General features: G+C 69.1%; 21 protein-coding genes. 8 read left to right on the plus strand and 13 right to left on the minus strand.

Annotated elements, in window-relative coordinates; translation table 11 throughout:
- Positions 1 to 155 precede the first annotated feature (155 nt).
- The 3 genes from LQ772_RS00630 to LQ772_RS00640 form a co-directional block, all read right to left on the minus strand.
- On the minus strand, positions 156 to 2,150 hold the full coding sequence (locus LQ772_RS00630) for an LTA synthase family protein (RefSeq protein WP_231323033.1): 1,995 nt from the start codon (positions 2,148 to 2,150) through the stop codon (positions 156 to 158).
- Between the two features lie 259 nt (positions 2,151 to 2,409).
- Positions 2,410 to 3,642, minus strand: a complete 1,233-nt coding sequence (locus LQ772_RS00635; RefSeq protein WP_231323035.1) for a multifunctional CCA addition/repair protein — start codon at positions 3,640 to 3,642, stop codon at positions 2,410 to 2,412.
- A gap of 1 nt (position 3,643) precedes the next feature.
- The gene (locus tag LQ772_RS00640) at positions 3,644 to 5,689 is read right to left on the minus strand and encodes a transglycosylase SLT domain-containing protein (RefSeq protein WP_231323037.1); all 2,046 of its coding nucleotides are present in this window, start codon (positions 5,687 to 5,689) and stop codon (positions 3,644 to 3,646) included.
- Positions 5,690 to 5,838: 149 nt separating this feature from the next.
- On the opposite strand from LQ772_RS00640, the gene LQ772_RS00645 reads away from it, so the two are divergent.
- On the plus strand, positions 5,839 to 7,383 hold the full coding sequence (locus LQ772_RS00645; RefSeq protein ID WP_231323039.1) for a glycoside hydrolase family 17 protein: 1,545 nt from the start codon (positions 5,839 to 5,841) through the stop codon (positions 7,381 to 7,383).
- On the opposite strand, the gene LQ772_RS00650 is transcribed toward LQ772_RS00645, so the two are convergent.
- The 6 genes from LQ772_RS00650 to LQ772_RS00675 form a co-directional block, all read right to left on the minus strand.
- Complete coding sequence (locus LQ772_RS00650; protein ID WP_231323041.1) at positions 7,297 to 7,710, minus strand: hypothetical protein; 414 nt, start codon at positions 7,708 to 7,710, stop codon at positions 7,297 to 7,299. The two genes, LQ772_RS00645 and LQ772_RS00650, sit on opposite strands and share 87 nt — an antisense overlap.
- Entirely contained in the window at positions 7,707 to 8,522 is an 816-nt protein-coding gene (locus tag LQ772_RS00655) for an endonuclease/exonuclease/phosphatase family protein (RefSeq protein ID WP_231323043.1), read from the minus strand. Before LQ772_RS00655 ends, LQ772_RS00650 begins: the two co-directional genes overlap by 4 nt.
- Before the next feature lie 80 nt (positions 8,523 to 8,602).
- Positions 8,603 to 9,253 carry a thiol:disulfide interchange protein DsbA/DsbL gene (locus LQ772_RS00660; protein ID WP_231323045.1) on the minus strand — a complete coding sequence of 217 codons (651 nt, stop codon included), beginning with the start codon at positions 9,251 to 9,253 and terminating at the stop codon, positions 8,603 to 8,605.
- A complete protein-coding gene (locus LQ772_RS00665) occupies positions 9,250 to 9,774 on the minus strand; it encodes a GNAT family N-acetyltransferase (protein WP_231323047.1) in 525 nt (174 codons plus the stop codon). The genes LQ772_RS00660 and LQ772_RS00665 overlap by 4 nt, the downstream gene beginning before the upstream one ends.
- A 21-nt stretch (positions 9,775 to 9,795) precedes the next feature.
- Positions 9,796 to 10,677 (minus strand): thiol:disulfide interchange protein DsbA/DsbL, encoded by an 882-nt coding sequence (locus LQ772_RS00670; RefSeq protein WP_231323049.1) that lies wholly within the window; start codon positions 10,675 to 10,677, stop codon positions 9,796 to 9,798.
- Positions 10,678 to 10,767: 90 nt separating this feature from the next.
- Complete coding sequence (locus tag LQ772_RS00675; protein WP_231323050.1) at positions 10,768 to 11,595, minus strand: c-type cytochrome; 828 nt, start codon at positions 11,593 to 11,595, stop codon at positions 10,768 to 10,770.
- A gap of 116 nt (positions 11,596 to 11,711) precedes the next feature.
- On the opposite strand from LQ772_RS00675, the gene yihA reads away from it, so the two are divergent.
- A complete protein-coding gene (gene yihA, locus LQ772_RS00680) occupies positions 11,712 to 12,344 on the plus strand; it encodes a ribosome biogenesis GTP-binding protein YihA/YsxC (RefSeq protein ID WP_231323052.1) in 633 nt (210 codons plus the stop codon).
- Positions 12,345 to 12,375: 31 nt separating this feature from the next.
- Here yihA and LQ772_RS00685 read toward each other — a convergent pair whose 3' ends face one another.
- Positions 12,376 to 12,867 (minus strand): GAF domain-containing protein, encoded by a 492-nt coding sequence (locus LQ772_RS00685; protein WP_231323054.1) that lies wholly within the window; start codon positions 12,865 to 12,867, stop codon positions 12,376 to 12,378.
- Positions 12,868 to 13,159: 292 nt separating this feature from the next.
- Between LQ772_RS00685 and bioD the strand changes: the two genes are divergently transcribed.
- From bioD to dcp, 3 genes are all read left to right on the plus strand, one after another.
- On the plus strand, positions 13,160 to 13,867 hold the full coding sequence (bioD, locus tag LQ772_RS00690; protein ID WP_231323056.1) for a dethiobiotin synthase: 708 nt from the start codon (positions 13,160 to 13,162) through the stop codon (positions 13,865 to 13,867).
- Positions 13,868 to 14,027: 160 nt separating this feature from the next.
- Positions 14,028 to 14,378 carry a hypothetical protein gene (locus LQ772_RS00695; RefSeq protein ID WP_231323058.1) on the plus strand — a complete coding sequence of 117 codons (351 nt, stop codon included), beginning with the start codon at positions 14,028 to 14,030 and terminating at the stop codon, positions 14,376 to 14,378.
- Positions 14,379 to 14,495: 117 nt separating this feature from the next.
- Positions 14,496 to 16,685, plus strand: a complete 2,190-nt coding sequence (dcp, locus tag LQ772_RS00700) for a peptidyl-dipeptidase Dcp (RefSeq protein WP_231323060.1) — start codon at positions 14,496 to 14,498, stop codon at positions 16,683 to 16,685.
- Between the two features lie 76 nt (positions 16,686 to 16,761).
- Here the strand turns inward: dcp and LQ772_RS00705 are convergent, their stop codons facing one another.
- From LQ772_RS00705 to trxA, 3 genes are all read right to left on the minus strand, one after another.
- Positions 16,762 to 18,129: a glutamate--cysteine ligase gene (locus LQ772_RS00705; protein ID WP_231323062.1), complete on the minus strand. Its 1,368-nt coding sequence runs from the start codon at positions 18,127 to 18,129 to the stop codon at positions 16,762 to 16,764.
- Between the two features lie 265 nt (positions 18,130 to 18,394).
- On the minus strand, positions 18,395 to 20,212 hold the full coding sequence (gene rho / locus LQ772_RS00710; protein ID WP_231323064.1) for a transcription termination factor Rho: 1,818 nt from the start codon (positions 20,210 to 20,212) through the stop codon (positions 18,395 to 18,397).
- Positions 20,213 to 20,372: 160 nt separating this feature from the next.
- The gene (trxA, locus tag LQ772_RS00715) at positions 20,373 to 20,699 is read right to left on the minus strand and encodes a thioredoxin TrxA (RefSeq protein WP_231323066.1); all 327 of its coding nucleotides are present in this window, start codon (positions 20,697 to 20,699) and stop codon (positions 20,373 to 20,375) included.
- A gap of 420 nt (positions 20,700 to 21,119) precedes the next feature.
- Between trxA and LQ772_RS00720 the strand changes: the two genes are divergently transcribed.
- The 3 genes from LQ772_RS00720 to ftsX all read left to right on the plus strand — a co-directional run bounded on the left by LQ772_RS00720 (position 21,120) and on the right by ftsX (position 24,626).
- Positions 21,120 to 22,829: a DEAD/DEAH box helicase gene (locus LQ772_RS00720; protein WP_231323068.1), complete on the plus strand. Its 1,710-nt coding sequence runs from the start codon at positions 21,120 to 21,122 to the stop codon at positions 22,827 to 22,829.
- A 151-nt stretch (positions 22,830 to 22,980) separates the two neighbouring features.
- Entirely contained in the window at positions 22,981 to 23,658 is a 678-nt protein-coding gene (gene ftsE, locus LQ772_RS00725; protein WP_231323070.1) for a cell division ATP-binding protein FtsE, read from the plus strand.
- Positions 23,655 to 24,626: a permease-like cell division protein FtsX gene (ftsX, locus tag LQ772_RS00730; RefSeq protein ID WP_231323072.1), complete on the plus strand. Its 972-nt coding sequence runs from the start codon at positions 23,655 to 23,657 to the stop codon at positions 24,624 to 24,626. The genes ftsE and ftsX overlap by 4 nt, the downstream gene beginning before the upstream one ends.
- The last annotated feature ends 9 nt before the right edge of the window (positions 24,627 to 24,635 follow it).

A 24,635-nucleotide genomic window follows, 5' to 3' on the forward strand; every position in this document is an offset into this window, starting at 1 on the left:
AGGGAGCCAGGGCTTGCGTGATGTTGGGACTGGAACGCGACAGGCGGTGTCAGGGGCATTGATGGAGCATCGGCCACGACGGGACTCCTGCGAAAGCCGCGCCGTGCTTGCCGCGCCGACATCGCTCCCCTTCCAGCGGGAAGAGGAAGCGAGGCTCAGGGCGATGCGCTGCTGCTCGCCGCCGCTGGCAGCGGTTGCACCGGCGTGCTGTCCTCGGGGCGGCGCACCAGCTTGCCCTGTTTGAACAGCTCGGCGGCGATCTGGTAGTACGCGGTCGCGTCGTCGCTGTCTTCCGGGTTGCGCGGATGCGCCGGCGCCGCGTCGCCGGTCTCGAAATCGGGGCGGAACTGTTCGATCTTCTTCTGCGGCTCCAGGATCGTCAGCAACCCCTGGCGCAGGTAGCCCAGCTTCTCGTAGGTGGCCGGGAACGCCCGCTCGCGCCCGGGCGGCAACTGGAAGATGTCGTAGCCGAAGAAGCGGCTGCGGTAGCTGAAGTGCAGCAGTCCGAGCAGCGTCGGCGCGATGTCGATCTGGCTCATGAACCGATCCACCCGTCGCGGCGCGATGTGTCCTGGCGCGTAGATCCACAACGGGATGTGGTAGCGGTTGACCGGCAGGCTGGTCTTGCCGGCGCTGGACGAATCGTGGTCGGCGGTGATGACGAACACGGTGTCGTCGAAGTAGGGCTTCTTGCGCGCGCGTTCGATGAAGTCCGCGATCGACCAGTCGGTATAGGCCACCGCGCCCTCGCGCGTGCCGTTGCGCTCCTTCACCCGTCCCTCCGGGAAGGTGAACGGGCGGTGGTTGGAGGTGGTCATGACGTGCAGGAAGAACGGCTTGCCCTGGCCATGGATCTTGTCCATCTGGCCCAACGCCAGCGTGTACAGATCCTCGTCGGCCACGCCCCAGACATTCTCGCTGTGGATGACGGCGTCCTTGGGAATGTCCTTGCGGTCCACCGGAATGTATCCGTTGTGGCCGAAGAAGTAGTTCATGTTGTCGAAGTAGCCGTAGCCACCGTAGAGGAACTCCGACACGTAGCCGCGATCGTTGAAGATGTCGGCCAGCGAGAACAGGTTCTCGTTGTGGTGCATCTTCAGCACCGAGTCGCCTGGTGTCGGCGGGATCGACAGCGACAGCGCCTCCAGCCCGCGCACCGTGCGCGTGCCGTTGGCGTAGACGTTGTCGAAGAACAGGCTGTTGCCGGCCAGCGCGTCCAGGTGCGGGGTGATCTCGCCGTGGCTGGCGCCGAAGGTCTTGAGGAAATCGGCCGACAGGCTTTCCACGCTGATCAGCACCACGTTCAGGTGCTGCTCCGGGCCCGGGTTGCGGATCGCGCGGGTGAGGTCGTGCGGGTCGTTGCTGACGTAGGTGGCGTCGGGCGTCTGCAGGCCCTTGCGCACGCGTTCGAACGCCGCCTGATCGGGCAACGTGCGGTAGAAGCGCGAGTAGTCCAGGTGGCTGCTGCGGAAGGCGTTGAAGAACTGGTAGATGCCATTGCCGGCCAGCTCGTTGACGTAAGTGTTGTCGCTGCGGTCCTTCATGGTGCCGTTGACCGCCAGCACCGAAACGATGGTGAGCACCAGCCAGCCCAGCACCACCTTGCCACGGCCCAGGAAGCGGCTGCCCGCGTCGGCCGTACGCAGCCAGCGGCGGCTCAGCCAGACGATCGCGAGCGCCAGCAGACCGATCAGGCTCATCCAGAGGCCGATCGGATAGGACTCGCGGATGTTGCCGATCACCTCGGTGGTGTAGACCAGGTAATCGACCGCGATGAAGTTGAAGCGCACGCCGAACTCGCCCCAGAAGACGAATTCCGAGGCGGCTACGAACAGCAGCCAGTACACCAGCAGCAACGCGAGCAGATAGAGCGCCCACTGCCCCGCGCGCGACACATACGTCCGCCGCGGCACCAGCCACAGGAACAGCAGCAGCGGCCAGGCCACGTAGAGCAGCGTGACCAGGTCGTAGCAGGCGCCGATGCCGAAGGCGTAGAGCCAGTACAAGGGATTGTGCGGAACGCCGGGGCCGGTCATCGCCAGCAGCACGATGCGGGTGACGGCACCGATCAACAGGTAAGTGACGCCGAGCCACCACAGCGGACGAAAGCGCTGGCGGAGCGGGCGGTCGGGCATGGCGGTCAAGGACATGGCTTGGTCGGGTCCGGAATGCAACGGGTCTTTATACAGCGTCGGGCTTGGCCGGCGCTTAGCAGGCCGCTGGCGCGCGGAAACTCCCGGCCCCTTCTTCCCTCCCGGGAGAGAGTTGGAGCAGGGGCGGGGCACGTCCGAACCGCCGTGGCGCGACAGTTCTTTTTTCGCCGGAAGCAGGCGCACGCCGGGCTTCGTCTGCACTGCTCCGCATGCCTCGACTCCTCACCCCGGCCCTCCCCGGGCAGCGGAGAGGCGCTCAACCGGCGGCGGGCTTGGGGACGGCGGCGATCGCCACTATGCGCGCCTTCTCCATCGCTTCGCCGATCGCCGGACCGGTGAGGCCGCGTTCCACGAATTCGTTCGCGCCCACGGCGCCCGCCGCCTCCCGCGCCGCACGCAGGAATCCCGCTTGTGGGTACGCCGCTTCCGCCTGCCCCAGTCGTCCGCGCTTGTCGGCCTCGCAGACGGTGAGGAACGCCTCCAGCCGCTGCGGTCGGCGCAGGGCGTCGAGCCTGGTCAGCAGCCGCAGCACGGTGGCCGGTTTCAACTCCAGCGCGCGATGCGCGTTGAGGTGTTCGCGGCAGACCAGTTCGGCCAGCGCGGCATGCTCTGCAGGCACCTTCAGTCGCGCGGCCAGCGCGCGCAGCGGCGCCACGCCGGCGTGTTCATGGCCGATGTGGCCGGGCAGGACGTCCGCCGGCGTGCATGCCTTGCCCAGGTCGTGGCACAACGCGCAGAAACCGACCAGGTCGTCACCGGGCGCCAGGCGCGCGGCCATGTCCAGCACCAGTTCGAGGTGCGCGCCGGTATCGACCTCCGGATGGTATTCGGCCCGTTGCGGCACGCCATAGAGCGCATCGACTTCCGGAAACAGCACCGCCAGCGCGCCCGCTTCGCGGAGCACGCGCACGAATGCCGACGGTTGCGCTTCGGCAAGCGCGCGACGGGTTTCGGCCCACACGCGCTCGGGCACCAGATGGTCGACCTCGCCGTCGGCGACCATTGCGCGCATCAGCGCCATGGTCTCCCCGGCCACGTGGAACCCCAGCGGCGCGAAGCGCGCGGCGAAACGCGCCACGCGCAGCAGGCGCACCGGATCCTCCACGAACGCCGGCGAGACGTGCCGCAGCACGCGCTGCCCGATGTCGCGCTGGCCGTGGAAGGGATCGACCAGCTTGCCGTCCTCGTCCTGCGCGATGGCGTTGATGGTGAGGTCGCGCCGGGCCAGGTCCTCTTCCAGTGTCACGCCCGGATCGGCGTGGAAGGCGAAGCCGTGGTAGCCGCGTCCGGTCTTGCGCTCGGTGCGCGCCAGCGCGTACTCCTCGCCCGTGTCCGGGTGCAGGAAGACCGGGAAATCCTTGCCTACCGGCCTGAAGCCCCGGGCCAGCATGTCGTCGGGGGTGGCGCCCACGACCACGTGGTCGTGGTCGACGACCGGGCGACCCAGCAGCCGGTCGCGCACCGCACCGCCGACCAGGTAGCGGCGCATGTCAGTGCGTCGCGCCGGTGGCAGCATCCGGGGCGGCCGATGCCATTGCGGGGCAGATCACATCCTTGCGCGGCGCATGGACGTCTGGAAGGTTGTACGGCTGGCCGATCGCCGGCATCCGCGAGGCCAGCGGCAGGGCCTTACCGGACAGGCGCCAGTCGTAGATCACGGCAAAGGCCATCACGCGGGCCACGTAGTCGCGGGTCTCATGGTAGGGAATGGTCGCCACGAACAGGTCCGGCGGCAAGCTGCCGCGTTCGCCCAGCCACTGGTCGACCTTGTTGGGACCGGCGTTGTAGGCGGCGCTGGCCAGCCACGGCGCGCCGTTGAAACGCGCGGCCATCTGCGCCAGGTAACGTGTGCCGAGCATGATGTTGACGGCCGGGTCGTACAGCGACTCGCCGCCGCCCCAGGCCAGCCCGTTCTTCCTGGCGACCTGCGCCGCGGTGGCCGGCACGAGCTGCATCAGGCCGCGCGCGTCGGCGCCCGAGTGCGCGTCGCTCATCCAGGCACTTTCGGCGCGGGCGATCGCGTAGGCCCACGACGGGTCGATGCCGGCCTGCTGCGCTTGTGGCACCACGCCGTCCTGGCTGGCCAGCGGGAAGCGTTGGTCGTAGTAACGCAGGGCGTCGCCGCTGGAATAGGTGAACACGGCGCGGTCATACCAGCCGCGTTCGTAAGCCAGCCGCGCGGCGACCCGCAGCGTGGTGGCATCGGCGTCGGCGAGCGCGCGCGACCACTCGCGCCGCGCCAGCTGCGGCAGGTCCACGGCGAACAGTTCGAAGGCCCGTTGCAGGCCGGGCCTGGCCAGCAGGGCCTGCTCGCGCTGCCCGTCGTCGGGCGGATCGAGCGGGCAGATCGCGTAGTCGTCCTGCACGCGGTCGGCGGCGAGAAAGCCGTAGTACGTCGGCTCCTGCGCCAGCTTTGCGTAAAGCGCGTTGGCCTGGTCGGCCTGGCCGCTCGCCGCCAGCGCGCGGGCCCGGAAATAGCGCCACTCGTCCTCGTCCTGCTGGCCAGCGGGCATCGCGTCGATGGCGGCCAGCACGGCGGGCCAGTCCTGCCGCGCCAGCGCCACGCGAGCGCGCCATTCGCGGCTGGTGTCGGTCTGGACGTCGGCGGGAAGGCTGGCCAGGCGGACCAGCGCGTGCTCGTCGAAGTCGGTGGCGTGGAACAGCGCCAGCGCGTAGAGCACGCCACCGCGCTGGGTGGGGGTGAAGCTGAAGCGCGGCGCGAGGCGCTGCCAGCCGGCATCGGCGGCGTCGGTGTCGCGGCGGGCCAGACGCTTCAGCGCCAGCGCGGCAGCCTGGCGGTGGCGCGGCGTGTCGGGCCAGTTCAGCGCATCGGCGACGGCGGCGGCGGGGTCGCGCAGCGCCTGGGCCAGGCGCGCGGCGGCCTTTCCTTCGTCGCCCGACAGCCAGGCCGCCAGCGCGGCGACGGTACCGCCCTGGCCGGCGTCGAGCGCGCGGTCGAGGCGCGTCCACAGGCGTGCGTCGGTGAGCAGGCCGCCATCGTGCGCGGCGTCTAGCACCGGGTCGCAGGCGTTGGGCAGGCTGGGCTTGCTCCACAGCGCGGCGAGGTCGCGTTCGAAGTCCAGCGTGCCGCCCAGCGCCAGCTTTGCCTGCAGCGCATCGCAGGTCAGCGTGTCGCCGAGGCCGGGCTGGTACAGCGCCAGGAAATCATCCCAGTGCTGCGCGCGCGCCTGGCTGCGCAGCCACGCGCGGCGCAGGTCGGCGGCCGGCAGCAGGTCGGGGTAGCGATCGAGGAAGCCGGCGACGGTGGCACGGTCGAGCGTGTCCACATCATGTTCCAGCGCCGCTTCCTCCAGATAGGGGTAAAGCGGGTAATCGGTCAGTCCCTTGGCCCAGCTGCGCCAGCCATCGCCACCCTGTTGCGCCACGGCCCAGGCCTGCCGGAAGGCGATGCGCTGCTCGGCCAGCGAGGGCGTGGCATGCGCCGTCGCCGCGAGGAGACACCAGGCGGTCAGGGCGAACAGGAGGTACGACAAGGGGCGCCGCGCGCGCGCGGCCAGGGAGGCGTTCGGGATCATCGTCACAAGTGTAGTAAGGGCCGGTAAGCGCAGCGTTAATGGCATCGCCCGTGCCCTGCAGGGCTCCTGCCAGTAAGCTCGTCGTTTTGGTTGGACCGCGCACACCCATGGCCGTAGCTTCTGCGTCCCGCTCCCGCCCGCACTGGCCCGTGTGGGTCGCGCTCGCGCTGGCGGCCCTGGCCGGCGTGATCGGCTGGTGGTGGATGGGGCGCCCGGTGGCGCTGCCGGATGCGCCGTCCTCGCGCATCGCCTGCGTGTCGTATGCGCCGTATCGCCGGCCGGGCGAGACACCCTACGACCCGGCCACCTTCATCACCCCCGAGCGCATCGACGCCGACCTGCGCGCGCTGTCGCAACGCTTCGACTGCGTGCGTACCTACTCGCAGGGCCAAGGCCTGGCGGCGGTGCCGTCGATTGCCCGGCGCTACGGCATGCAGGTGCTGATGGGCATCTGGCTGGGCCGCGACCCGACCGCCAACGCGCAGGAAATCGCCAAGGGCATCGCCACGGCCAACGCCAATGCCGATGTGCTGCGCGGGGTCATCGTCGGCAACGAAGTGCTGCTGCGCGGCGAGCTCGCGCCGGAAACACTGGCCGGCTACGTGCGACAGGTGCGCGCCGCGGTCCCGGCGTCGGTGCCGGTGACCTATGCCGACGTGTGGGAGTTCTGGTTGCGCTACCCGCGGATGGCCGAGGCGGTCGACTACCTGACCATCCATATCCTGCCGTACTGGGAAGACGAGCCGGTGCCGCCCGAGCATGCCGTGCGCCACGTGGCGCAGGTCTACGCGCAGATGCAGCGCGCGTTTCCCGGCAAACGGGTGATGATCGGCGAGACCGGCTGGCCCAGCGCGGGTCGCCCGCGCCGCGCGGCCCGCGCCACGCTGGTCAACGAGGCGCGCTACCTGCGCGAGTTCCTCGGCTACGCGGCGAAGGTGCACATGCCCTACAACGTGATCGAGGCGTTCGACCAGCCGTGGAAGCGCGTGCAGGAAGGCACCGTCGGCGGCTACTGGGGCATCTTCGACGTGGATGCACGGCCGAAGTTCGCGATGACCGGGCCGGTGGTGGAGGAGCCGCGCTGGTGGTGGGGCTGGATCGCCGGGGCGCTCGGGGCGCTGCTGTTCGGCTTGGCCGGCGGGATGCGCTCGTGGCGCGGTGCCGGCGGCCTGGTGCTGGCCGGTTTCGCCAGTGGCGCCGCGCTGGCGTGGCAGGGTCGGCAGATGGTCTACGCCTGCCGCGACCTGCTCGAATCGGGCGTATCCGTCGCCGCCTGCGTGGCGGCACTGGCGACGACGCTCTGGCTCGCGCGTGGGCTGGCGCGTCCTCTGAGCGGCCGGGGGCCAGGCTCGGCACCACCGGCGTGGCTATCGCTGGGCTGGCTGTTCGCCCTGGCCTGGTACGACCTGCTGCTGGTGTTCGACGGCCGCTACCGCGACTTCCCGCTCGGCCTGTTCGCGCTGCCCTGCGTGGGCTACGCGCTCGTTGCCTGGCTCGATCCGCAGCCGGCGCGCCCGCCGCTGGAGCACCGCCTGCTGGCCGGGCTGCTGCCGGCGCTCGGGACGCTGGTGGTGGTGCAAGAGGTAGGACTGAACCTCACGGCCTGGCTATGGCTGGGGCTGAACCTTGCGCTCGCCATCCCGGTACTGGCTGCGTGGGGGCAGCGCATCCGCCTGCACCCGCAGCAGCCGTAGCGCCCCGACCAGCAGCGCGAACGCGCCAGCCTCGAAGCAATACAGGACCAGCGCGGCCACGCCCAGCGCAGCCGCCAGCCACGCGGCGAGCGGGTGGCGCCAGAACAGCGCGATGAAGGCGGCGGTGAGCGCCGCATAGCCGTAGGCGTAGCCCAGGAAGCCGAGCACGGCCCACTCCCGCCAGGCGCACCAGCCCGGACCACCGCCGGCGGTGCAGAGGTTGGCCACCGCGGGCGGCTCGATCACGCCGTAGCGCAATGCCGAGGCGGCGAGCGCCACCAGCGCGAGGGTGAACCAGGGCACGACTAGGCGCAGCGTGCGGGTCATCGGCGCAACCGTTGGGCGCGTGGCGCCAGTGGGGCGGGCAGGCGGATTTCCGCCGCCAGCGGCAGGTGATCGGAGAACGCCTGGGGCAGCGCCCACACGCGTTCCAGGGTGAGCGACTCGGAGAGCAGGATGTGATCCAGCGCCCGCCGCGGCTTCCAGCTCGGGAAGGTGGGCGTCGGTTGCTCCGGCGGCTGCAGGCTGCAGCGCGCGAACAGGTGGCGCATCTCGGCGCTATGCGCCTCGGTGTTGAGATCGCCCATCAGCACCACGTTGGGATAGCCGTGCAGCACCTCGGCGATGAAGGCGAGCTGGCGCGCGCGCGCCTGCGCCGATAGCGAGAGGTGGGCGATCATCACGGTCAGCGCCTGCGCCTCGTCGCCGTAGCGCACCAGCAAGGCGCCGCGCCCGGGAATGCGGCTGGGCAGCGGGTAGTCGTAGACGCTGTGCGGCTCCATCCGGCTGATCAGGCCATTGGCCGAATGCGCCAGCCGCGCCATCGGCCGGTTCGGCTGGTGGCTCCAGAACGGCAGGCCCGAGGCCTCGGCCAGGTAGCGGGTCTGGTTGAGAAAGCCCGAGCGCAGGCTGCCGGCATCGGCCTCCTGTAGGCCGATCACGTCGAATTGCGGCAGTACCTCGGCCAATCGGTCGAGGTTGTCCAGCTTGCTGCGGCCGGGCAACACCGCGTTGATGCTGCGGGTCACGTATTCGTGATAACGCTGCACGCTGGCGCCGGCCAGGATGTTGCAGCTGAGCAGCCGCAGGCGGCGCTCGGCGGGAGCCTTGTCAGGGGAAGCTTTTGCGGCGCTGGTCATTGAGGGCGATAGGCAGTCGGGACGGGGCGAGCGGTCGCGACGAGGATCGCCTGCCGTGCGTGAACGCGAAGCGCGCCGCGTTACTTGCCGGCCAGCTCGCGGTCGACCAGCCAGCGGGTGAGCTTGACCAGTTCGTCCAGCGTCTTCACCTGCGCGCTACGGTACTTGCCGTCCACCACGATGGTCGGGGTGCCGTCGATCTGCCACTTCTGCAGCAGGTCGAAGTCCTTCTTCATCTGCGCCGTCGCCGCGTCGGAGTTGGCGATCCGCAGGAACTTCGCGCGGTCCACGCCCTGGCGCGCGTAGAAATCGGCCAGCTCGTCCAGGGTGCCGATCGGGTAGTGATCCTCGAACTTGGCCTTGAACAGGGCCAGGTGGGTGCGATCGACCACGCCCAGTTGCCTGGCCGCGTAGTAAGCACGGGCATAGGGCATCCAGGCATCGTTGAACGGCGCCGGCAGCAGCTTGAACACCACGCCCTTGGGCAGCGACTTGCGCAGTTCCTCGGCGGTCGGCGCGAAGTGCGCGCAATGGACGCAGCCGTAGGAGAACACCTCGACCACTTCGACCTTGCCCTCGGGACTCAGCCGCTGGTGCGGCCCCGGCAGCGTCACGTACTGCTCGCCCTCGGTGAACGGCGCCGGGGTTTCCGGCGAGGCACTGCAGGCGGTGGCCAACAGCAGGCCGCCGAGCAGGGTCAGCAAGCGCAGGCGGGCGAGGTGCTTGATCATGGAGTACTCCCTGGAACCGGATGCATGAAGAGCGGATGTGTTTCGCGAGCCAACCATTGAACCACCACTTCGCCATCCTCGGCGACGTGCTCGCCAAGGCGCACGAATCCGCAAGCCTGGACCGTGCGTTCGGACGCAATGTTCCCCGGCTGGATTTCCGCCAGGGCGCCCTGCGCGCCCTGGGCGAAAGCGCGCGCCACCAACTGCCTGACGGCAGCCGTGGCGATCCCCTGGCCGCGCTGCGCGGGCGCTACGCCGTAGAAGATGCCGGCGCGACCGTCCACCGGGTCGCCCTTGAAACCGCAGCCGCCCACGATGGTGCCGTCCGACGCCCTCGCGACGGCGAAGACCTCGCACCACGGCTGCGCGTGGCCGGCGTCCCAGCGAGCCAGCGCCCGGGACGCGACCCTGGCCGGTGGCAAGGCGCCGGCCAGGGCGCGTGCGGCCAGCCCGGCCGGGATGCGGCCTTGCGCAAGCTCACCCAGGTGCTCGCGCGACAGTGCTTCGAGAGCGACCCGCACGGATGTGGCGGGCAGGGCCGTTTATTTCCCGGCCGCTTCCTTCGCCACCAGCCATTTGGCCAGCTCGATGGTCTGCGGGTAGCCGCCGGCTTCGCTCACGTCGAAGCGGTACTTGCCGTTGACGATCACGGTCGGCGTGCCGGTGACGCCGTAGGCCTTGATCAGGTCGTCGGCGCGCTTCATCTGCGTGTTGATGCTGAAGGAGTTGGCGACCGCGACGAATTCCTTCGGATCGGCGCCGCACTTGGCATAGACCTTGGCGGCGTCGGCGATGGTCGGCAGCGCATCATGCGGCTTGAGGCCGTTGCCCGCCTGGTTCATGGCGGACAGCTCGCCGCTCTTCCACACCGCGTCGTACATCGCGTCGTTGCACTTCTCGGCCACGCCCAGCGCCTTGGCGGTGAAGTAGGCGCGCTGCAGCATCGGCCAGTTCTCCTGCGGGATGAACGAGGCCGGCAGGTAGGCCATCACGGCGTTGGACGGCAGGCTCGCGGCGAGCTGGCCGACCACCGGATGGAACTGGTTGCAGGCCGGGCAGCCGTAGGAGAACACCTCGGTCACCTCGATCTTGTCGGTGGAGGTGGCCTTGGACTGGGCCGGCTCGATGCGGAAATAGTTCTTGCCCTCGACCCACTTGCCGTCGTCGACGAACGGCTCGGCCGGCGGCGCAGTCGGCGCGCTGGCCGGGGTCGTGGCGGTAGTGGCCGCGCTGGCCGGTGCGCTGGCGGCGGAGCCCGGGGTGGCGCTCGTGCCGCTCGCGGCCGGCGCGGTGTTGGCGGCCGGGGCAGTCGCCGCGGTGGTGCTTGGGCTCGGTGTCGCGGGCGCGTTGCCGGTATCGCTGTCATGGCTGCACGCGGCGAGGGCGAGCAGGGCGGCACACAGGATCGGCAGGCGCTTGAGCATGGAAACCTCGGGGCTTGGGGCGGGGGATGCGCGTGGGCATCCCAAGGGCTGGAAACGGACACGCCGGCATGGGGCCGGCGTGTGGTTCGATCAGGGCGTGGCCGGCTTGTTCGGGCCCGCCGCGTCGTTCACGTGCAGGCCTTCGACATAGCTGGACAACGCCGCGATGTCCTTGTCGTCGAGCTTCTTGGCGATCGCCGGCATGATCTTGGCCTGCGCATCGTCGCCCCAGGTGGTGCCGTCGCGCCAGGACTTGAGGGTCTTCTCGATGTACTGCGCGTGCTGGCTGGTCAGCTGCGGATAGGCCGCACCGGGGTTGCCGCGGCCATCGATGCTGTGGCAGGCCATGCAGGCGGGGATGCCGCGTTCGAGGTCACCCTGGCGGAACAGTGTTTCGCCCTGCTGGACCAGCGCGGCATCGGCCACGCCAGGCAGCGACTGCTTGGTCGAGAAATAGGCGCCCAGGTCATGCATGTCCTGCTCGGACAGCGGCGCGGCCATGCCCATCATGATCGGGTTCTGGCGCTGGCCCGCCTTGAAGTGGGTCAGCTGGCGGACGATGTACGCCTCATGCTGGCCGGCCAGCTTCGGGTACTGCGCGTCGCTGGAGTTGCCATCCATGCCGTGGCAGGCGCCGCAGGCGGCGGCCTTGCCTTGGCCGGCGGTCGCGTCACCGGGCTTGGCCACGGCGGCGACTTCGGCCGGCGCGGCCGTCTGCGCGGCGGAAGCGGCGGCGGTCGGCGTGGCGGCGGCCTGCTGACCGTTGGCCGTCGGCGACGGCGCGGTGCTGGTGGCGGCCGGCGCGCTAGTCGCGGGCTTGGCGTCCTGCGCGACGACCGCGCTGGCGGACAGCGCGAACACCAGGGCGATCATGCCGCCGAGGGCAGTGGGCCGGAAACCGGCGGACCGAAAACTCATACACTTGTCTCCCGAAAGACGGCTTGATCCGCCGCGGACCGCTGCCAACATGGCTTGCGGCAGGCAGAAACCGCCGAATTATCCCCGCCCCACAGCATCCGGGTCAAACCGTTCCCATGCCCAATCCGCTCAACGGCGCGCAGTTCGTGCTGGCCGCCCACCGCATCAGCCAGTTGCCCGCCGACCAAGGCGCCGAAGTGGCGTTCGCCGGGCGTTCCAACGCCGGCAAGTCCAGCGCACTCAATGCGCTGACCGGGCACAAGGGGCTGGCGCGCACCTCCAAGACGCCCGGGCGCACGCAGCAGATGGTCGCCTTCTCGCTGCCGCCGCTCGCGCAGGGCGAGGGCGAGGCGCCGCTGGAGGCGCGCCTGATCGACCTCCCCGGCTACGGCTACGCCAAGGTGCCGGAGGAACTGCGCGAGCACTGGAAGCTGGAGATCGACGCCTACCTGCATCGCCGGCGCAGCCTTCGCGGCGTCGTGCTGATCGCCGACATCCGCCATCCGCTGAAGGAATTCGACCGGATGATGCTCGACTTCTGCTTCGAGACGAACCTGCCCTGCCACCTGCTGCTGACCAAGGCGGACAAGCTCTCGCGCAACCAGGCGATGCAGTCGCTGGCGGCGGTGCGCAAGGGATTCGCCGATGGGGTACAGGCCAGCGCGCAGGTGTTTTCCTCCGCCGACGGCACCGGTGTGGAGCCGGCGCGCGAGGCGGTGCTGGCGCTGCTGCGCACGCCGCGCGGCTAGTCCTGAGGACAAGCGTCCTCCCGCAGAGCGCTCAGCGACCCAGCGACGCCATGAACACCTCGCACAGCGCCGCCATGCCTTCGCGATCGTCTTCATCGAAACGGCCCACGTGCGGACTGTCCACGTCCCACACGCCCAGCAGCGAGCCATCGGGCTTGACCAGCGGCACCACGATCTCCGACTGCGAGGCCGCGTCGCAGGCGATGTGCCCCTCGAACGCGTTGACGTCGTGCACGAGCTGGATCTGGCGCGTGCGCGCGGCGGCGCCACAGACGCCGCGACCCAGCGCGATGCGCACGCAGGCGGGCTTGCCCTGGAACGGGCCGACCACCAGCTCGGTACCGTCGAACAGGTAGAAACCGGCCCAGTTGAGATCGGGCAGGCTGTTGAACACCAGCGCGCTGAAGTTGGCCGCGTTGGCGATCAGGTCGCGCTCGTCGGCGAGCAGGCCGCGCGCCTGGCTGGCGAGGTCCGCGTAGTGTTCGCGCTTGCTGGCGTAGGTGGTTTCGGCGAGGTGGAACATCGGCGCGTACCCGGCGGCAAAGCCCGTATTATGCGCCGACACCCAGGTGAGGAGACCCTCGAAGAGCCCGATCGGGCAGCGCGAGGGCATTCGAGGTGTGGATGGCGCGTTCGCCTTCACGCTCACCCTGCGGGCGATCGGCGGCGAGTGGTGTACGCGTTGATGTTCCTGATCGGACCGCTCACCACGCGCTTCCGTCGTCGCCATGGGCTCCCCCTAGACGCCAGGCGCTTGCCCGCGCCCGGCACGGCGGGGAACATGCCCGGTTCGCACGGCTCAATCAGGGACTGTAATGCAGAACGAACCGAAGGGGGGCCTCGCGCTGTTCGTCGCCGGCACCGACACCGGCATCGGCAAGACCCACGCCGCCGCTACGCTGATCCATGCGTTGCGCGCGCGCAGGCTCGCCACGTGCGGCATGAAACCGGTCGCCAGCGGATGCCTGGAGACGCTGGATGGGCGACGCAACGAGGATGCGCTGGTGCTGCAGGCGGCCGGCAGCGAGCCGCTCGCCTATGAATCGATCAATCCGATCGCGCTGCGCGAACCGCTTTCGCCGCACCTGGCCGCGCGGCTCGAACAAGTGACGGTGGCTATGGCGCCGCTGCGCGCCGCGTTCGACCGGCTGCGCGCCACGCACGAAGCGGTGGTGGTCGAGGGCGTGGGCGGCTGGATGGTGCCGCTCGCCCCCGGCCTGCTTGCCTCCGCGATCCCGCGGGACTGGGACCTCCCGGTAGTGCTGGTGGTCGGGTTGCGGCTGGGCTGTCTCAACCACGCGTTGCTGAGCGCACGGGCGATCCAGGCCGATGGCTGCCGCCTGGCCGGCTGGATCGGCAACTGCATCGATCCGGCGATGGCGGCGGTGGCGGACAACCTGGAAACCCTGCGCGAGATGTTGCCCGCGCCCTGCCTGGGCGTGCTGCCGCATGGCCTCGATCCGGTCCAGGCCGCCGAACGGCTGGACCTGGCGCCGTTGCTCGACCCGCGCGCCATGGATTAGCCAGCATTCGTGTAAGAGCGCACCTGTGCGCGACCGCCTGTCCGGCTGTCCGCACGGCGGTCGTGCACGGGTTCGCTCCGACCAAGGGTGCCGTTTCGCGTGGCAACCGCTTCACGCCCCGCATGCTTCGATTCATCCCAGCCCACACGCAGGAGCGCGCATGAGCAACCGCAATCACTTCTATCTCTCCGTCGACGACATCCGCCGCGCGCGCGGCGCCGATCCGGCGCTGTCGTGGCAGGGCTCCAGTCCGGACGACCTTGCCGCCGCATTGCAGGAATCGCTGCGCGGCGCCGGGCTGTTCGAGCGCTGGCGCGCCACGCAGCCGGATCCGGACGAGGTCGACACGAGCCTGGCCGCGACCGATCCGCAGGCCACCGCCAGCGCCAAGGTCGCCGACCTGCATGTGGACATCGATCTGGTCACCGACCTGCCGATGCGCGTGGTGCGCGCGCGGCTCGGCTGGCTGATCGGTTCGAGCTGGCAGCTGCGCGACATGCGCGCCGCCTGAGGCCGCAGGCGAGGCCCGAGGCACTTCCGGCCCTTGGAAGTCGTGCCCCAGTGTGGTTAGAGTCGAACGCTTGACCCGCCCGTTCCGCGTCGCGGACACCACCCCTGGGGAATACCGATGCCTCGTCTTCGCCTGCTCGTGATCGCTACCTCGATCGCCATGGCCGCCTGCTCGCAATCGTCCAACGACAACCCGTCCACGCCCGCGCCCACCGCGAGCGCGCCGGCGGCCAGCGCGAGCACGGCGCAGGCCAATCCGTTCTTCGCCGCCAGCACGCTGCCGTTCCAGGCGCCGCCGTTCGACAAGATCCACGAGGGTGACTATCAGCCTGCGATCGAAGAGGGCATGCGCCAGCACCTGGCCGAGATCGAGAAGATCGCCAACAACCCCGAGCCGGCGACCTTCGACAACACGTTCGTCGCGATGGAGAAGTCCGGCGCGCTGCTCGACCGCGCGATGCTGGCCTTCGACACGGTCACCGGCGCCAATACCTCCGACGCGTTGCAGAAGGTGCAGGAAACGGAGGCCCCCAAGCTCGCCGCGCACCGCGACGCGATCTACCTCAACGACAAGCTGTTCCAGCGCGTGGAGACGATCTACAACCAGCGCGACACACTGAAGCTGGATCCGGAGTCGCTGCGCCTGGTCGAGGTCACCTACAAGGACTTCGTGCACAACGGCGCCAAACTCTCGGCCGATGACAAGGCCAGGCTGAAGGAGCTCAACAAGGAAGAGTCCACCCTCAGCACGCAGTTCACCAACAAGTTGCTGGCCGCCACCAAGGCCGGCGCGCTCACCGTCGATGACGCCGCCAAGCTGAAGGGCCTGTCCGAGGGCGACCTCGCCGCCGCCGCGCAGGCGGCCAAGGACCGCAAGCTGGACGGCAAGTGGACGCTGTCGTTGCAGAACACCACCCAACAGCCGGCGCTGAAGGACCTGGACGACCGCGCCACCCGCGAAGCGCTGTTCAAGGCCTCGTGGGACCGTGCCGAGCACGGCGGCGACAACGACACCCGCGCCACCATCGAGCGTATCGCGCAGATCCGCGCCGAGCAGGCCAAGCTGCTGGGCTATCCTACCTTTGCCGCGTGGAAGCTCGAAGACCAGATGGCCAAGACGCCCGAGCGCGCCATCGACTTCATGCAGAACCTGGTGCCGGCGGCCACCGCCCGCGCCGGCAAGGAAGCGGCCGACATCCAGCAGGTGATCGACCAGCAGCACGGCGGCTTCAAGCTCGCCGCGTGGGACTGGCAGCACTACGCCGAGCAGGTGCGCAAGGCCAAGTACGACCTGGACGAGAACCAGATCAAGCCGTACTTCGAATTGGACAACGTGCTGCAGAACGGCGTGTTCTACGCCGCCAACCAGCTCTACGGCCTGACCTTCAAGGAGCGCCACGACATCCCGGTGTGGCAGCCAGACGTGCGCGTGTTCGAGGTGTTCGACAAGGACGGCACCTCGATGGCGCTGTTCTATTGCGACTACTTCAAGCGCGACAACAAGGGCGGCGGCGCCTGGATGAGCAACCTGGTCGAGCAGTCGACGCTGCTGGGCACCAAGCCGGTGGTCTACAACGTCGCCAACTTCACCAAGCCGGCGCCGGGGCAGCCCGCGTTGCTGTCGTTCGACGACGTGATCACCATGTTCCACGAGTTCGGCCACGCGCTGCACGGCATGTTCGCCGATACCAAGTACCCGTCGCTGTCCGGCGCCAACACCGCGCGCGACTTCGTCGAGTTCCCCTCGCAGTTCAACGAGCACTGGGCGACCAACCCGAAGGTGTTCGCGCACTACGCGATCAACTACAAGACCCACGAGCCGATGCCGCAGGCCCTGGTCGACAAGATCAAGCAGGCGCGCCACTTCAACAGCGGCTATGACATGACCGAGCTGGTCGCCGCGGCGTTGCTGGACATGGGCTGGCACACCCTGCCGGCCGATGCACCGAAGAAGGACGCCGACAAGTTCGAGATGGACGTGCTGACCAAGGACAAGATCAACCTGTCCTACGTGCCGCCGCGCTACCGCTCCAGCTACTTCCAGCACATCTGGGGCAATGGCTACGCCGCCGGTTACTACGCTTACCTGTGGACGCAGATGCTCGCCGACGACGGCTTCGAGTGGTTCAAGGAAAACGGCGGCATGACCCGCGCCAACGGCGATCGCTTCCGCAAGATGGTGCTCTCGCGCGGCAACACCGAAGACCTCGCCCAGATGTACAAGGCATGGCGCGGCAAGGAGCCCAGCGTGGAACCGATGCTGATCGACCGCGGGTTGAAGGATGCGCCCGAGGGCAACGAGAAGTAAGAAAAAGGGCCGGCGCAAGCCGGCCCTTCCGTTTCCGGCTCCCTGTTCCTACCGGAGAGAGGGAGTTGAGCTCGTCTCAGTAAGCGAACTCGCGGAACACCGGGTCCACGCTGCCGCCCCACGGTCCGTGGAACAGCTCGAGCTTTCGCTCGGCCGGCGTCTGGTTCGCCTCGACGATCTCGATCATCGGTTCGAGGAAGATGCTCTCGTCGGCGCCGTTGCGGTTCTTCCGCGCGCGGCGCTTGAGCCCGTGCGTGGCGATCTTCAGCGTTTCGGCGGCGAGGTCCCGCACGCTGCCGCCGCGGAACGGCAGCTTCAGTGCCTGCCTCGGCACGCCGTCGCGCAGGGCGTGGCGTTCTTCCATGGTGAAGTCCTTCACCAGCTCCCAGGCCGCGTCCAGCGCCTCGTCGTCGTAGAGCAGGCCAACCCATAGCGCGGGCAGCGCGCACAGGCGGTTCCATGGACCACCGTCGGCACCGCGCATTTCCAGGTACTGCTTCAGGCGCACTTCGGGGAAGGCGGTAGTGAGGTGGTCGGCCCAATCCTTCATCGTCGCGCGCGTGCCCGGAACCGCGTCCAGGCGACCATCGAGAAAGCGGCGGAAGTCCTGTCCGGCCAGGTCGATGTAGCGCCCGTCCTGATAGCTGAAGTACATCGGCACGCCGAGGATGTAGTCGACGTAGCGCTCGTAGCCGAAGCCGTCCTCGAACACGAAGTCGAGCATGCCGGTGCGGTTCGGATCGGTGTCGGTCCACACCTGCGAGCGGTAGGAGAGGAAGCCGTTGGGCTTGCCCTCGGTGAACGGCGAATCGGCGAACAGCGCGGTGGCGATCGGCTGCAACGCCAGGCTCGCGCGGAACTTCTTGACCATGTCCGCTTCGCTGGAAAAATCCAGGTTGACCTGCACCGTGCAGGTGCGCGTCATCATGTCCAGACCGAGGCTGCCGACCTTGGGCATGTACTCGCGCATGATCTTGTAGCGACCCTTGGGCATCCAGGGCATCTGGTCGCGGCGCCACTTGGGCTGGAAGCCCATCCCGAGGAAGCCCAGGCCCAGCCCGTCAGCGACCGAGCGGACTTCCTCCAGGTGCGCGTTCACCTCGCAACAGGTCTGGTGGATGTTCTCCACCGGAGCGCCGGAAAGCTCCAACTGCCCGGCCGGTTCCAGCGTGATGTTGGCCTTGCCCCGCGTGAGGGCCACCGGCGTTTCGCCCTCACGGGCGATGTCCCAGCCGTAGCGCGAGGCCAGTCCCTCCAGCAACGCGCGGATGCCGCGTTCGCCCTCGAAGGTCGGCGGCATCAAGTCGTCCGTGCGGAAGCCGAACTTCTCGTGCTCGGTGCCGATCCGCCAGTCCTCGCGGGGCTTCTCGCCAGCGGCGAGGTAGTCCGCCAGCTGCTGGCGGCTTTCGATCGGGGTGCTCTTTACGGCACTGGGGATGGACACGGGCGATGCCTTGCGGGGAGGAGCGGCCACTATGGGGTTTGCGCCCGGCCCCCAAAAGGGGTGGACGTCGAAATAGTGTACGCCCAGGTCTGGATAACCGCCGTGAAAGGTAGCGTCCGCTCGATTCTGCATGGAGAACCCGCGCCTCGCCGCACGGGAATGGGCCGTGGCGAAATCGTCGCAGCGGTCGTACCCGGGCAATGGTTCGCGCACGCCTGCAAAAAAAAGCCGGCCCTGAGGCCGGCCTTTGGGATGACGCGCTTTCTCAGCGCTTCATCGAATTGAAGAACTCGTCGTTGGTCTTGGTGTTCTTCATCTTGTCGAGCATGAACTCCATCGCCGCGAGCTCGTCCATCGGATGCAGGAGCTTGCGCAGGATCCAGATCTTGGCGAGCAGGTCCGGGTCGATCAGCAGGTCCTCGCGGCGGGTGCCGGAGCGGTTGATGTCGATGGCCGGATACACGCGCTTCTCGGAGATGCGGCGGGACAGGTGCACTTCCATGTTGCCGGTGCCCTTGAACTCCTCGTAGATCACCTCGTCCATCTTCGAGCCGGTATCGATCAGCGCGGTCGCGATGATGGTCAGCGAGCCGCCTTCCTCGACGTTGCGCGCGGCGCCGAAGAAGCGCTTCGGGCGCTGCAGCGCGTTGGCGTCGACACCGCCGGTGAGCACCTTGCCGGAGCTCGGCACCACGGTGTTGTAGGCGCGGGCCAGGCGGGTGATCGAGTCGAGCAGGATGATCACGTCCTTCTTGTGCTCGACCAGGCGCTTGGCGCGCTCGATCACCATCTCGGCGACCTGCACGTGGCGCGCGGCCGGCTCGTCGAAGGTCGAGCTGATCACTTCGGCGCGGACGGTGCGGGCGATCTCGGTCACTTCCTCCGGGCGCTCGTCGACCAGCAGGATGATCAGGTGCGATTCGGGGTGGTTGTACTGGATCGCCTGGGCGATGTTCTGCAGCATCATCGTCTTGCCCGACTTCGGCTGGGAGACGATCAGGCCGCGCTGGCCCTTGCCGATCGGTGCGATCAGGTCGAGGATGCGGCCGGTGATGTCCTCGCTGGAGCCGTTGCCGCGCTCGAGGTGGAACGCCTTGCGCGGGAACAGCGGCGTCAGGTTCTCGAACAGCATCTTGTTCTTCGACGCCTCCGGCGGATCGCCGTTGATGTCGTCGACCTTGAGCATCGCGAAGTAACGCTCGCCTTCCTTCGGATGGCGCACGCGCCCGGTGATGTAGTCGCCGGTGCGCAGGTTGAAGCGGCGGATCTGGCTCGGACTGACGTAGATGTCGTCCGGCCCGGCGAGATAGGACTCGTCGGCCGAGCGCAGGAAACCGAAGCCGTCCTGCAGGATTTCCAGCACGCCCTCGGCCCAGATGCCGCCGCCGGAGCGGGCGTGGGCCTTGAGGATGTTGAAGATGACGTCCTGCTTGCGCGCGCGCGCGACGCCTTCCTGGATGCCCAGCGACTCGGCGAATTCCAGCAGCTGGATCGCGTTCTTGCGCTTGAGCTCGGTGAGGTTGATCAGCCGGTCGTTGCTGCCGATGTCGGCGTTCTCGTCGTCCTCGGGGAGGCCGCGCGGGTTGTGACGGTTGGGCTGGCCCTGGTTGCCGCCCTGGCCACCGCCCTGGCCCCCGCTCTGCCCGCCACCTTGCGCACCCTGGGGGCGCTGGCCGCGCTCATGGCGGCGGCGGCGACCGCGGCCGTCGCGCTCGTTCCGGTCGTTGCGGCGCTCGTTGCTGCCATTGCCGCCGGCCTGGCCGTTGCCACCCTGGCCGCCTTCGCGCGCTTCCTGCGGCGGGCGCTGGGCATTGTCGCCAGCGTCCATCGGCAGGCTGGCCTGGGCGGGTGCGGGCGCCGGAGCGGGCGAAGGTGCCGGAGCGGGGGCAGGGGCAGGGGCAGAGGCAGGGGCAGGGGCAGGGGCAGAGGCAGGGGCCGCAGCCTGGGCCGGCGCCGGACTGGACGCCGGAGCGGCGGCCTTCTCGGCGGCGGATTTGCGCGGCGCACGGGTGCGCGGCGCGTCCGCGCTCTTGGGTTCGGCGCGCTTGGCGTCGGAAGGGTCTTGGGTTTCGATATCGGACACGGGCAAACCTCGTGGGGGCGCCGTTGGAAGAAACAGGAGGGAGGACGGGCGTCGCGCGGAGCGCGCGGGAGGGGCGAAGCGGACCGCCCCTTTCGGCCGTGAAAGCCAATCTAGCATCCGCCGCGCGGCGCCGTAAAGCGCGCGCGGCGGGAAAGGCGGATCAGAGCGCCTTGTCGATCATCTGCGACAGCTGGCCCTTGCTGACCGCGCCGATCTGGGTCGCCTCGACCTTTCCGTGCTTGAAGACCATCAGGGTCGGGATGCCGCGCACGCCATAGGTGCGGGGGGTCTTCTGGTTCTCGTCGATGTTGAGCTTGACGACGCGCAGCTTGCCTTCGTACTGCCTGGCCAGCTCGTCCAGCATCGGCGCGATGGCCTTGCATGGACCGCACCATTCGGCCCAGAAGTCGAGCAGCACCGGGGTGTCGGATTCCAGGACGTCCTTCTGGAAGGCATCGTCGTTGACGTGGGTAATCAGGTCGCTCACCAGGATCTCCATGGTTGCGTGGAAAAAGGGGTTTTAGGACCGCGCGGCCGGCATCGGCTACACTGGGGCGCCCATGTTGCGCGGGTTCCAACGGGAAGACTGCGGGATTGCCATTGCGGCAGGCCTCCATTCCAGCGTAACTCGGGTCGCGATTCAAGCGATTCAAGGGCGGCGACGGAGGGTTCCGTTGTCATAGGCGAGAGGGCTGTGAAGCCAGCCCGTTCGCCTATGCCAGCGGAGCCGTCGGTCATAAGCCCTCCACTGGCGGAGATCAGCGACGTTGCACGCCCACACCGGCCCCACAGAGGCGACCGGCAGGATGCACGCGAGGTCGCCCCGCCCCGCAACTTCAACCGCTCCGCGCCGCACGGCGGCGGAGCCGGGCGAGCCTCGCGCCGCCCGCATCCCACTCAGTGACCCATGTCCGAAACCGTACTGACCGACACCTTTTTCGCCAATTTCGACCTTCACCCGCTGCTGCAGCAGGGCCTCGCCGAGGCCGGTTTCACACGCTGCACGCCGATCCAGGCGCTGACCCTGCCGCTCGCGCTGACCGGCCGCGACGTCGCCGGCCAGGCCCAGACCGGCACCGGCAAGACCTGCGCCTTCCTGGTCGCGCTGATGAACCGCCTGCTGACCCGTCCGGCCGTGGCTGAGCGCAAGGATTCCGATCCGCGCGCGCTGATCATCGCGCCGACCCGCGAGCTCGCGATCCAGATCGACAAGGACGCGCGCAGCATCGGCCGCCACACGGGCCTCAAGACCGCGCTGATCTACGGCGGCGTCGACTACGACAAGCAGCGCCAGCAGCTCAAGGACGGCTGCGACATCATCATCGCCACGCCCGGCCGCCTGCTCGACTACTACAAGCAGCAGGTGTTCGGCTTCAACGGCGTCGAGGTGATGGTGATCGACGAGGCCGATCGCATGTTCGACCTCGGCTTCATCAAGGACGTGCGCTTCATCTTCCGCCGCCTGCCGGCGCGCGAGCAGCGCCAGGTGCTCCTGTACTCGGCCACCCTGAGCCACCGCGTGCTTGAACTGGCCTACGAGCACATGCACGAGGCGGAGAAGCTCGTGGTGGAGACCGACAACGTCACCGCCGACAAGGTGCGCCAGGTCGTCTACTTCCCGGCCAAGGAAGAGAAGATGCCGCTGCTGCTCAACCTGCTGGAGCGCGAGAAGCCCAGCCGCAGCATCGTCTTCGTCAACACCAAGGCCGCCGCCGAACGCATCACCGAGCGGGTCAAGCGCCAGGGCTACCGCGTCGGCGCGCTGTCCGGGGACGTGCCGCAGCTCAAGCGCCAGAAACTGCTGCAACGCTTCCAGGAAGGCCAGCTCGACATGCTGGTGTGCACCGACGTCGCTGCGCGCGGCCTGCACATCCCGGCGGTCAGCCACGTTTTCAACTACGACCTGCCCCAGGACGCCGAGGACTACGTGCACCGCATCGGCCGCACCGCGCGCCTGGGTGCCGAGGGCGACGCGGTCAGCTTCGCCTGCGACCTGTACGCGATGAGCCTGCCGGATATCGAGACCTACATCGGGCAGAAGATTCCGGTGGCGACGGTCGAGCCGGACATGCTGGTGATGCCCAGGCCGCGTGAGATCGACCCGCAATTCGCCGCCGAAGCAGCCGCCGACAGCGCGCAATTCGGCGACAAGGTCGAGCCGCGCGGCGATGAACGCAAGTCGTCCGGCGGTCGCTCGCGCCAGGGTGGTCGCGGTGGCGAGCGTGGTTCGCGCGACGGCCGTCCGCCGCGCGCGCCGCGTCCGCCGCGCGCCGAAGGTGAGGTCGCCCTCGCGACCGAGCCGCAACCGGGCGTGGTGGCAGCGGATCCGGTGGCACCGGACGTCGCGCCCGCCGTGGATGGGGAGGGCGCGCGCAAGCGTCGGCGTCGCCGCGGTGGACGCGGCCGCCGCCGCGAGGGCGGCGAGAATGCTGCGACCCAGCCGCAGGCTGCGGCGGAGAATCGCGCGCCGCACGGCGAGCGCAAACCGCCGCGCGAGCGTGGCGCGGGCCCGTCACGGCCGTCGCGCCAGGTGACGGTGCAGTCGGGCGTGGGCGATGCGGCCTCCAAGAAGCCGAGCTTCTTCCGCCGCCTGACGCGCCTATTCACCGGGCGCTGAGCGCACCGAACCTGCCGGGTCTGCAGGGCCCCTTGTGGGCGATGCTTTCAAAGGCATCGTCCACGATGGACCCGGGCATTTCGTGGGCCGCCTTTCCGGCCCGCGCATCCCGTATCCTTTGCCCCTGGTGCGGGACAAGGAACCACACGCGGTGATCCGCTTCGACCAGGTGAGCAAGCGCTACGAGGGCGGCCATGAGGCGCTCTCGCAACTGTCCTTCGAGGTGGCGGCCGGCGAGATGGCCTTCGTCACCGGCCATTCCGGCGCCGGCAAGAGCACGCTGCTCAAGCTGATCGCGCTGATCGAGCGGCCCTCTCACGGGCAGATCGTGGTCGACGGCCAGGCCCTGGCCAAGGTCGGTCGCGGTGGCATCCCGAAGTTGCGGCGCCGGCTGGGCATGGTGTTCCAGGACCATCGCCTGCTGATGGACCGCACGGTGTTCTCCAACGTGGAGCTGCCGCTGCTCATCGGCGGCATCGCGCCCGCCGAACGCACCCGCCGCGTGCGCGCCGCACTGGAAAAGGTCGGCCTGCTTTCCTACGAGCGGCAGCTGCCCGACTCGCTTTCCACCGGCGAACAGCAGCGCGTAGGCATCGCCCGCGCCATCGTGGCGCGCCCGGCGGTGCTGATCGCCGACGAACCGACCGGCAACCTCGACCCCCAACTGGCAGTGGAGATCATGGGCCTGTTCGCCGAATTCCAGGACATCGGCACCACCGTGCTGATCGCCAGCCACGACCTTCCCCTGATCAAGCGCATGCACAAGCGCGTGGTGGTGCTCGACCACGGCCGGCTGGTGGCCGACATCCCGGGCGAGGAGGTGCTGTGAACGCCCCTGCCGCTACGGAAAAGGCCGCGCCGCGCAGCGAACGCAGCCAGTCCCGCCGTTTCGCCGGCTGGCGCGAGCACCACGGCTGGAGCGCGGCGGCGAGCCTGCGCCGGCTCGGTGGCCGCCCGCTCGGCACGCTGATGACCGTGGCCGTCCTTGGCCTGGCGCTGGCGCTGCCGCTCGCGTTCTACCTGCTGCTGGCCAACGTGCAATCGATAGGCGGCGCGCTTGGCCAGAACCCGGCGATCAGCGTGTTCCTGAAGACCGACCAGGCCGGTGCGCAGGCCAATCTGCTGGCCGGCGAACTGCGCGGCCGCGCCGACGTGACGGCAGTGACCGTCAAGTCGCCGCAGCAGGGCCTGGATGAACTGGCCACCCTGCAGGGTTTTTCCGGTGCCGTGCACGCGCTCGACGAGGCCAATCCGCTGCCGTGGGTGCTGGTGGTGCAGCCCAGGGCCGGGCTCGACGCGGCCGCGGTGGGCGCGCTGGTCGAAGCGCTGCGCGGTGAACGCGCGGTCGACCTGGTGCAGGACAGCGGCCAGTGGCGGCAGCGGCTCGATGCGCTGCTGGACGTCGGCCATCGCGTGGTGCTCGTGCTGGCCGCCTTGCTCGCGCTGGCCGCGCTGCTGGTGGTCGGCAACACCGTCCGCACCGACATCGCCGGCCGGCGCGAGGAGATCGGCGTGCAGATGCTGCTGGGCGCCAGCCGCGCCTTCGTGCGCCGGCCGTATCTGTACGCGGGTATTTGGTATGGCCTGTTCGGCGGCGTGCTGGCCTCGTTGCTGGCGCTGGCGATCGAACTGGCGCTGGCTGGCCCGGCGGCGGAACTGGACCGCGCCTACGGGGGCAGCCTCAGCCTTGGCGCGCTGCCGTGGTGGCTGCTGCTGGCCGTACCGCTGGCGTCTGCCGTGCTGGGCTGGATCGGCGCACGGCTGGTCAGCGCGCGGCAGTTGCGCAAGGCCGCCTAGGTTCCCTTA

It is taken from the genome of Frateuria edaphi (assembly GCF_021117405.1).
Classification (GTDB): domain Bacteria; phylum Pseudomonadota; class Gammaproteobacteria; order Xanthomonadales; family Rhodanobacteraceae; genus Frateuria_A; species Frateuria_A edaphi.

Bases quoted from the DNA above. Each gene is read 5' to 3' on its own strand.
- LQ772_RS00720 (WP_231323068.1), top strand. From the start codon at position 21,120: ATGTCCGAAACCGTACTGACCGACACCTTTTTCGCCAATTTCGACCTT.
- LQ772_RS00640 (WP_231323037.1), bottom strand. From the start codon at position 5,689: ATGATCCCGAACGCCTCCCTGGCCGCGCGCGCGCGGCGCCCCTTGTCG.
- LQ772_RS00675 (WP_231323050.1), bottom strand. From the start codon at position 11,595: ATGAGTTTTCGGTCCGCCGGTTTCCGGCCCACTGCCCTCGGCGGCATG.
- LQ772_RS00635 (WP_231323035.1), bottom strand. From the start codon at position 3,642: ATGCGCCGCTACCTGGTCGGCGGTGCGGTGCGCGACCGGCTGCTGGGT.
- LQ772_RS00660 (WP_231323045.1), bottom strand. From the start codon at position 9,253: ATGATCAAGCACCTCGCCCGCCTGCGCTTGCTGACCCTGCTCGGCGGC.
- LQ772_RS00695 (WP_231323058.1), top strand. From the start codon at position 14,028: ATGAGCAACCGCAATCACTTCTATCTCTCCGTCGACGACATCCGCCGC.
- LQ772_RS00650 (WP_231323041.1), bottom strand. From the start codon at position 7,710: ATGACCCGCACGCTGCGCCTAGTCGTGCCCTGGTTCACCCTCGCGCTG.
- LQ772_RS00685 (WP_231323054.1), bottom strand. From the start codon at position 12,867: ATGTTCCACCTCGCCGAAACCACCTACGCCAGCAAGCGCGAACACTAC.
- LQ772_RS00670 (WP_231323049.1), bottom strand. From the start codon at position 10,677: ATGCTCAAGCGCCTGCCGATCCTGTGTGCCGCCCTGCTCGCCCTCGCC.
- LQ772_RS00655 (WP_231323043.1), bottom strand. From the start codon at position 8,522: ATGACCAGCGCCGCAAAAGCTTCCCCTGACAAGGCTCCCGCCGAGCGC.
- bioD (WP_231323056.1), top strand. From the start codon at position 13,160: ATGCAGAACGAACCGAAGGGGGGCCTCGCGCTGTTCGTCGCCGGCACC.
- yihA (WP_231323052.1), top strand. From the start codon at position 11,712: ATGCCCAATCCGCTCAACGGCGCGCAGTTCGTGCTGGCCGCCCACCGC.
- LQ772_RS00630 (WP_231323033.1), bottom strand. From the start codon at position 2,150: ATGTCCTTGACCGCCATGCCCGACCGCCCGCTCCGCCAGCGCTTTCGT.
- dcp (WP_231323060.1), top strand. From the start codon at position 14,496: ATGCCTCGTCTTCGCCTGCTCGTGATCGCTACCTCGATCGCCATGGCC.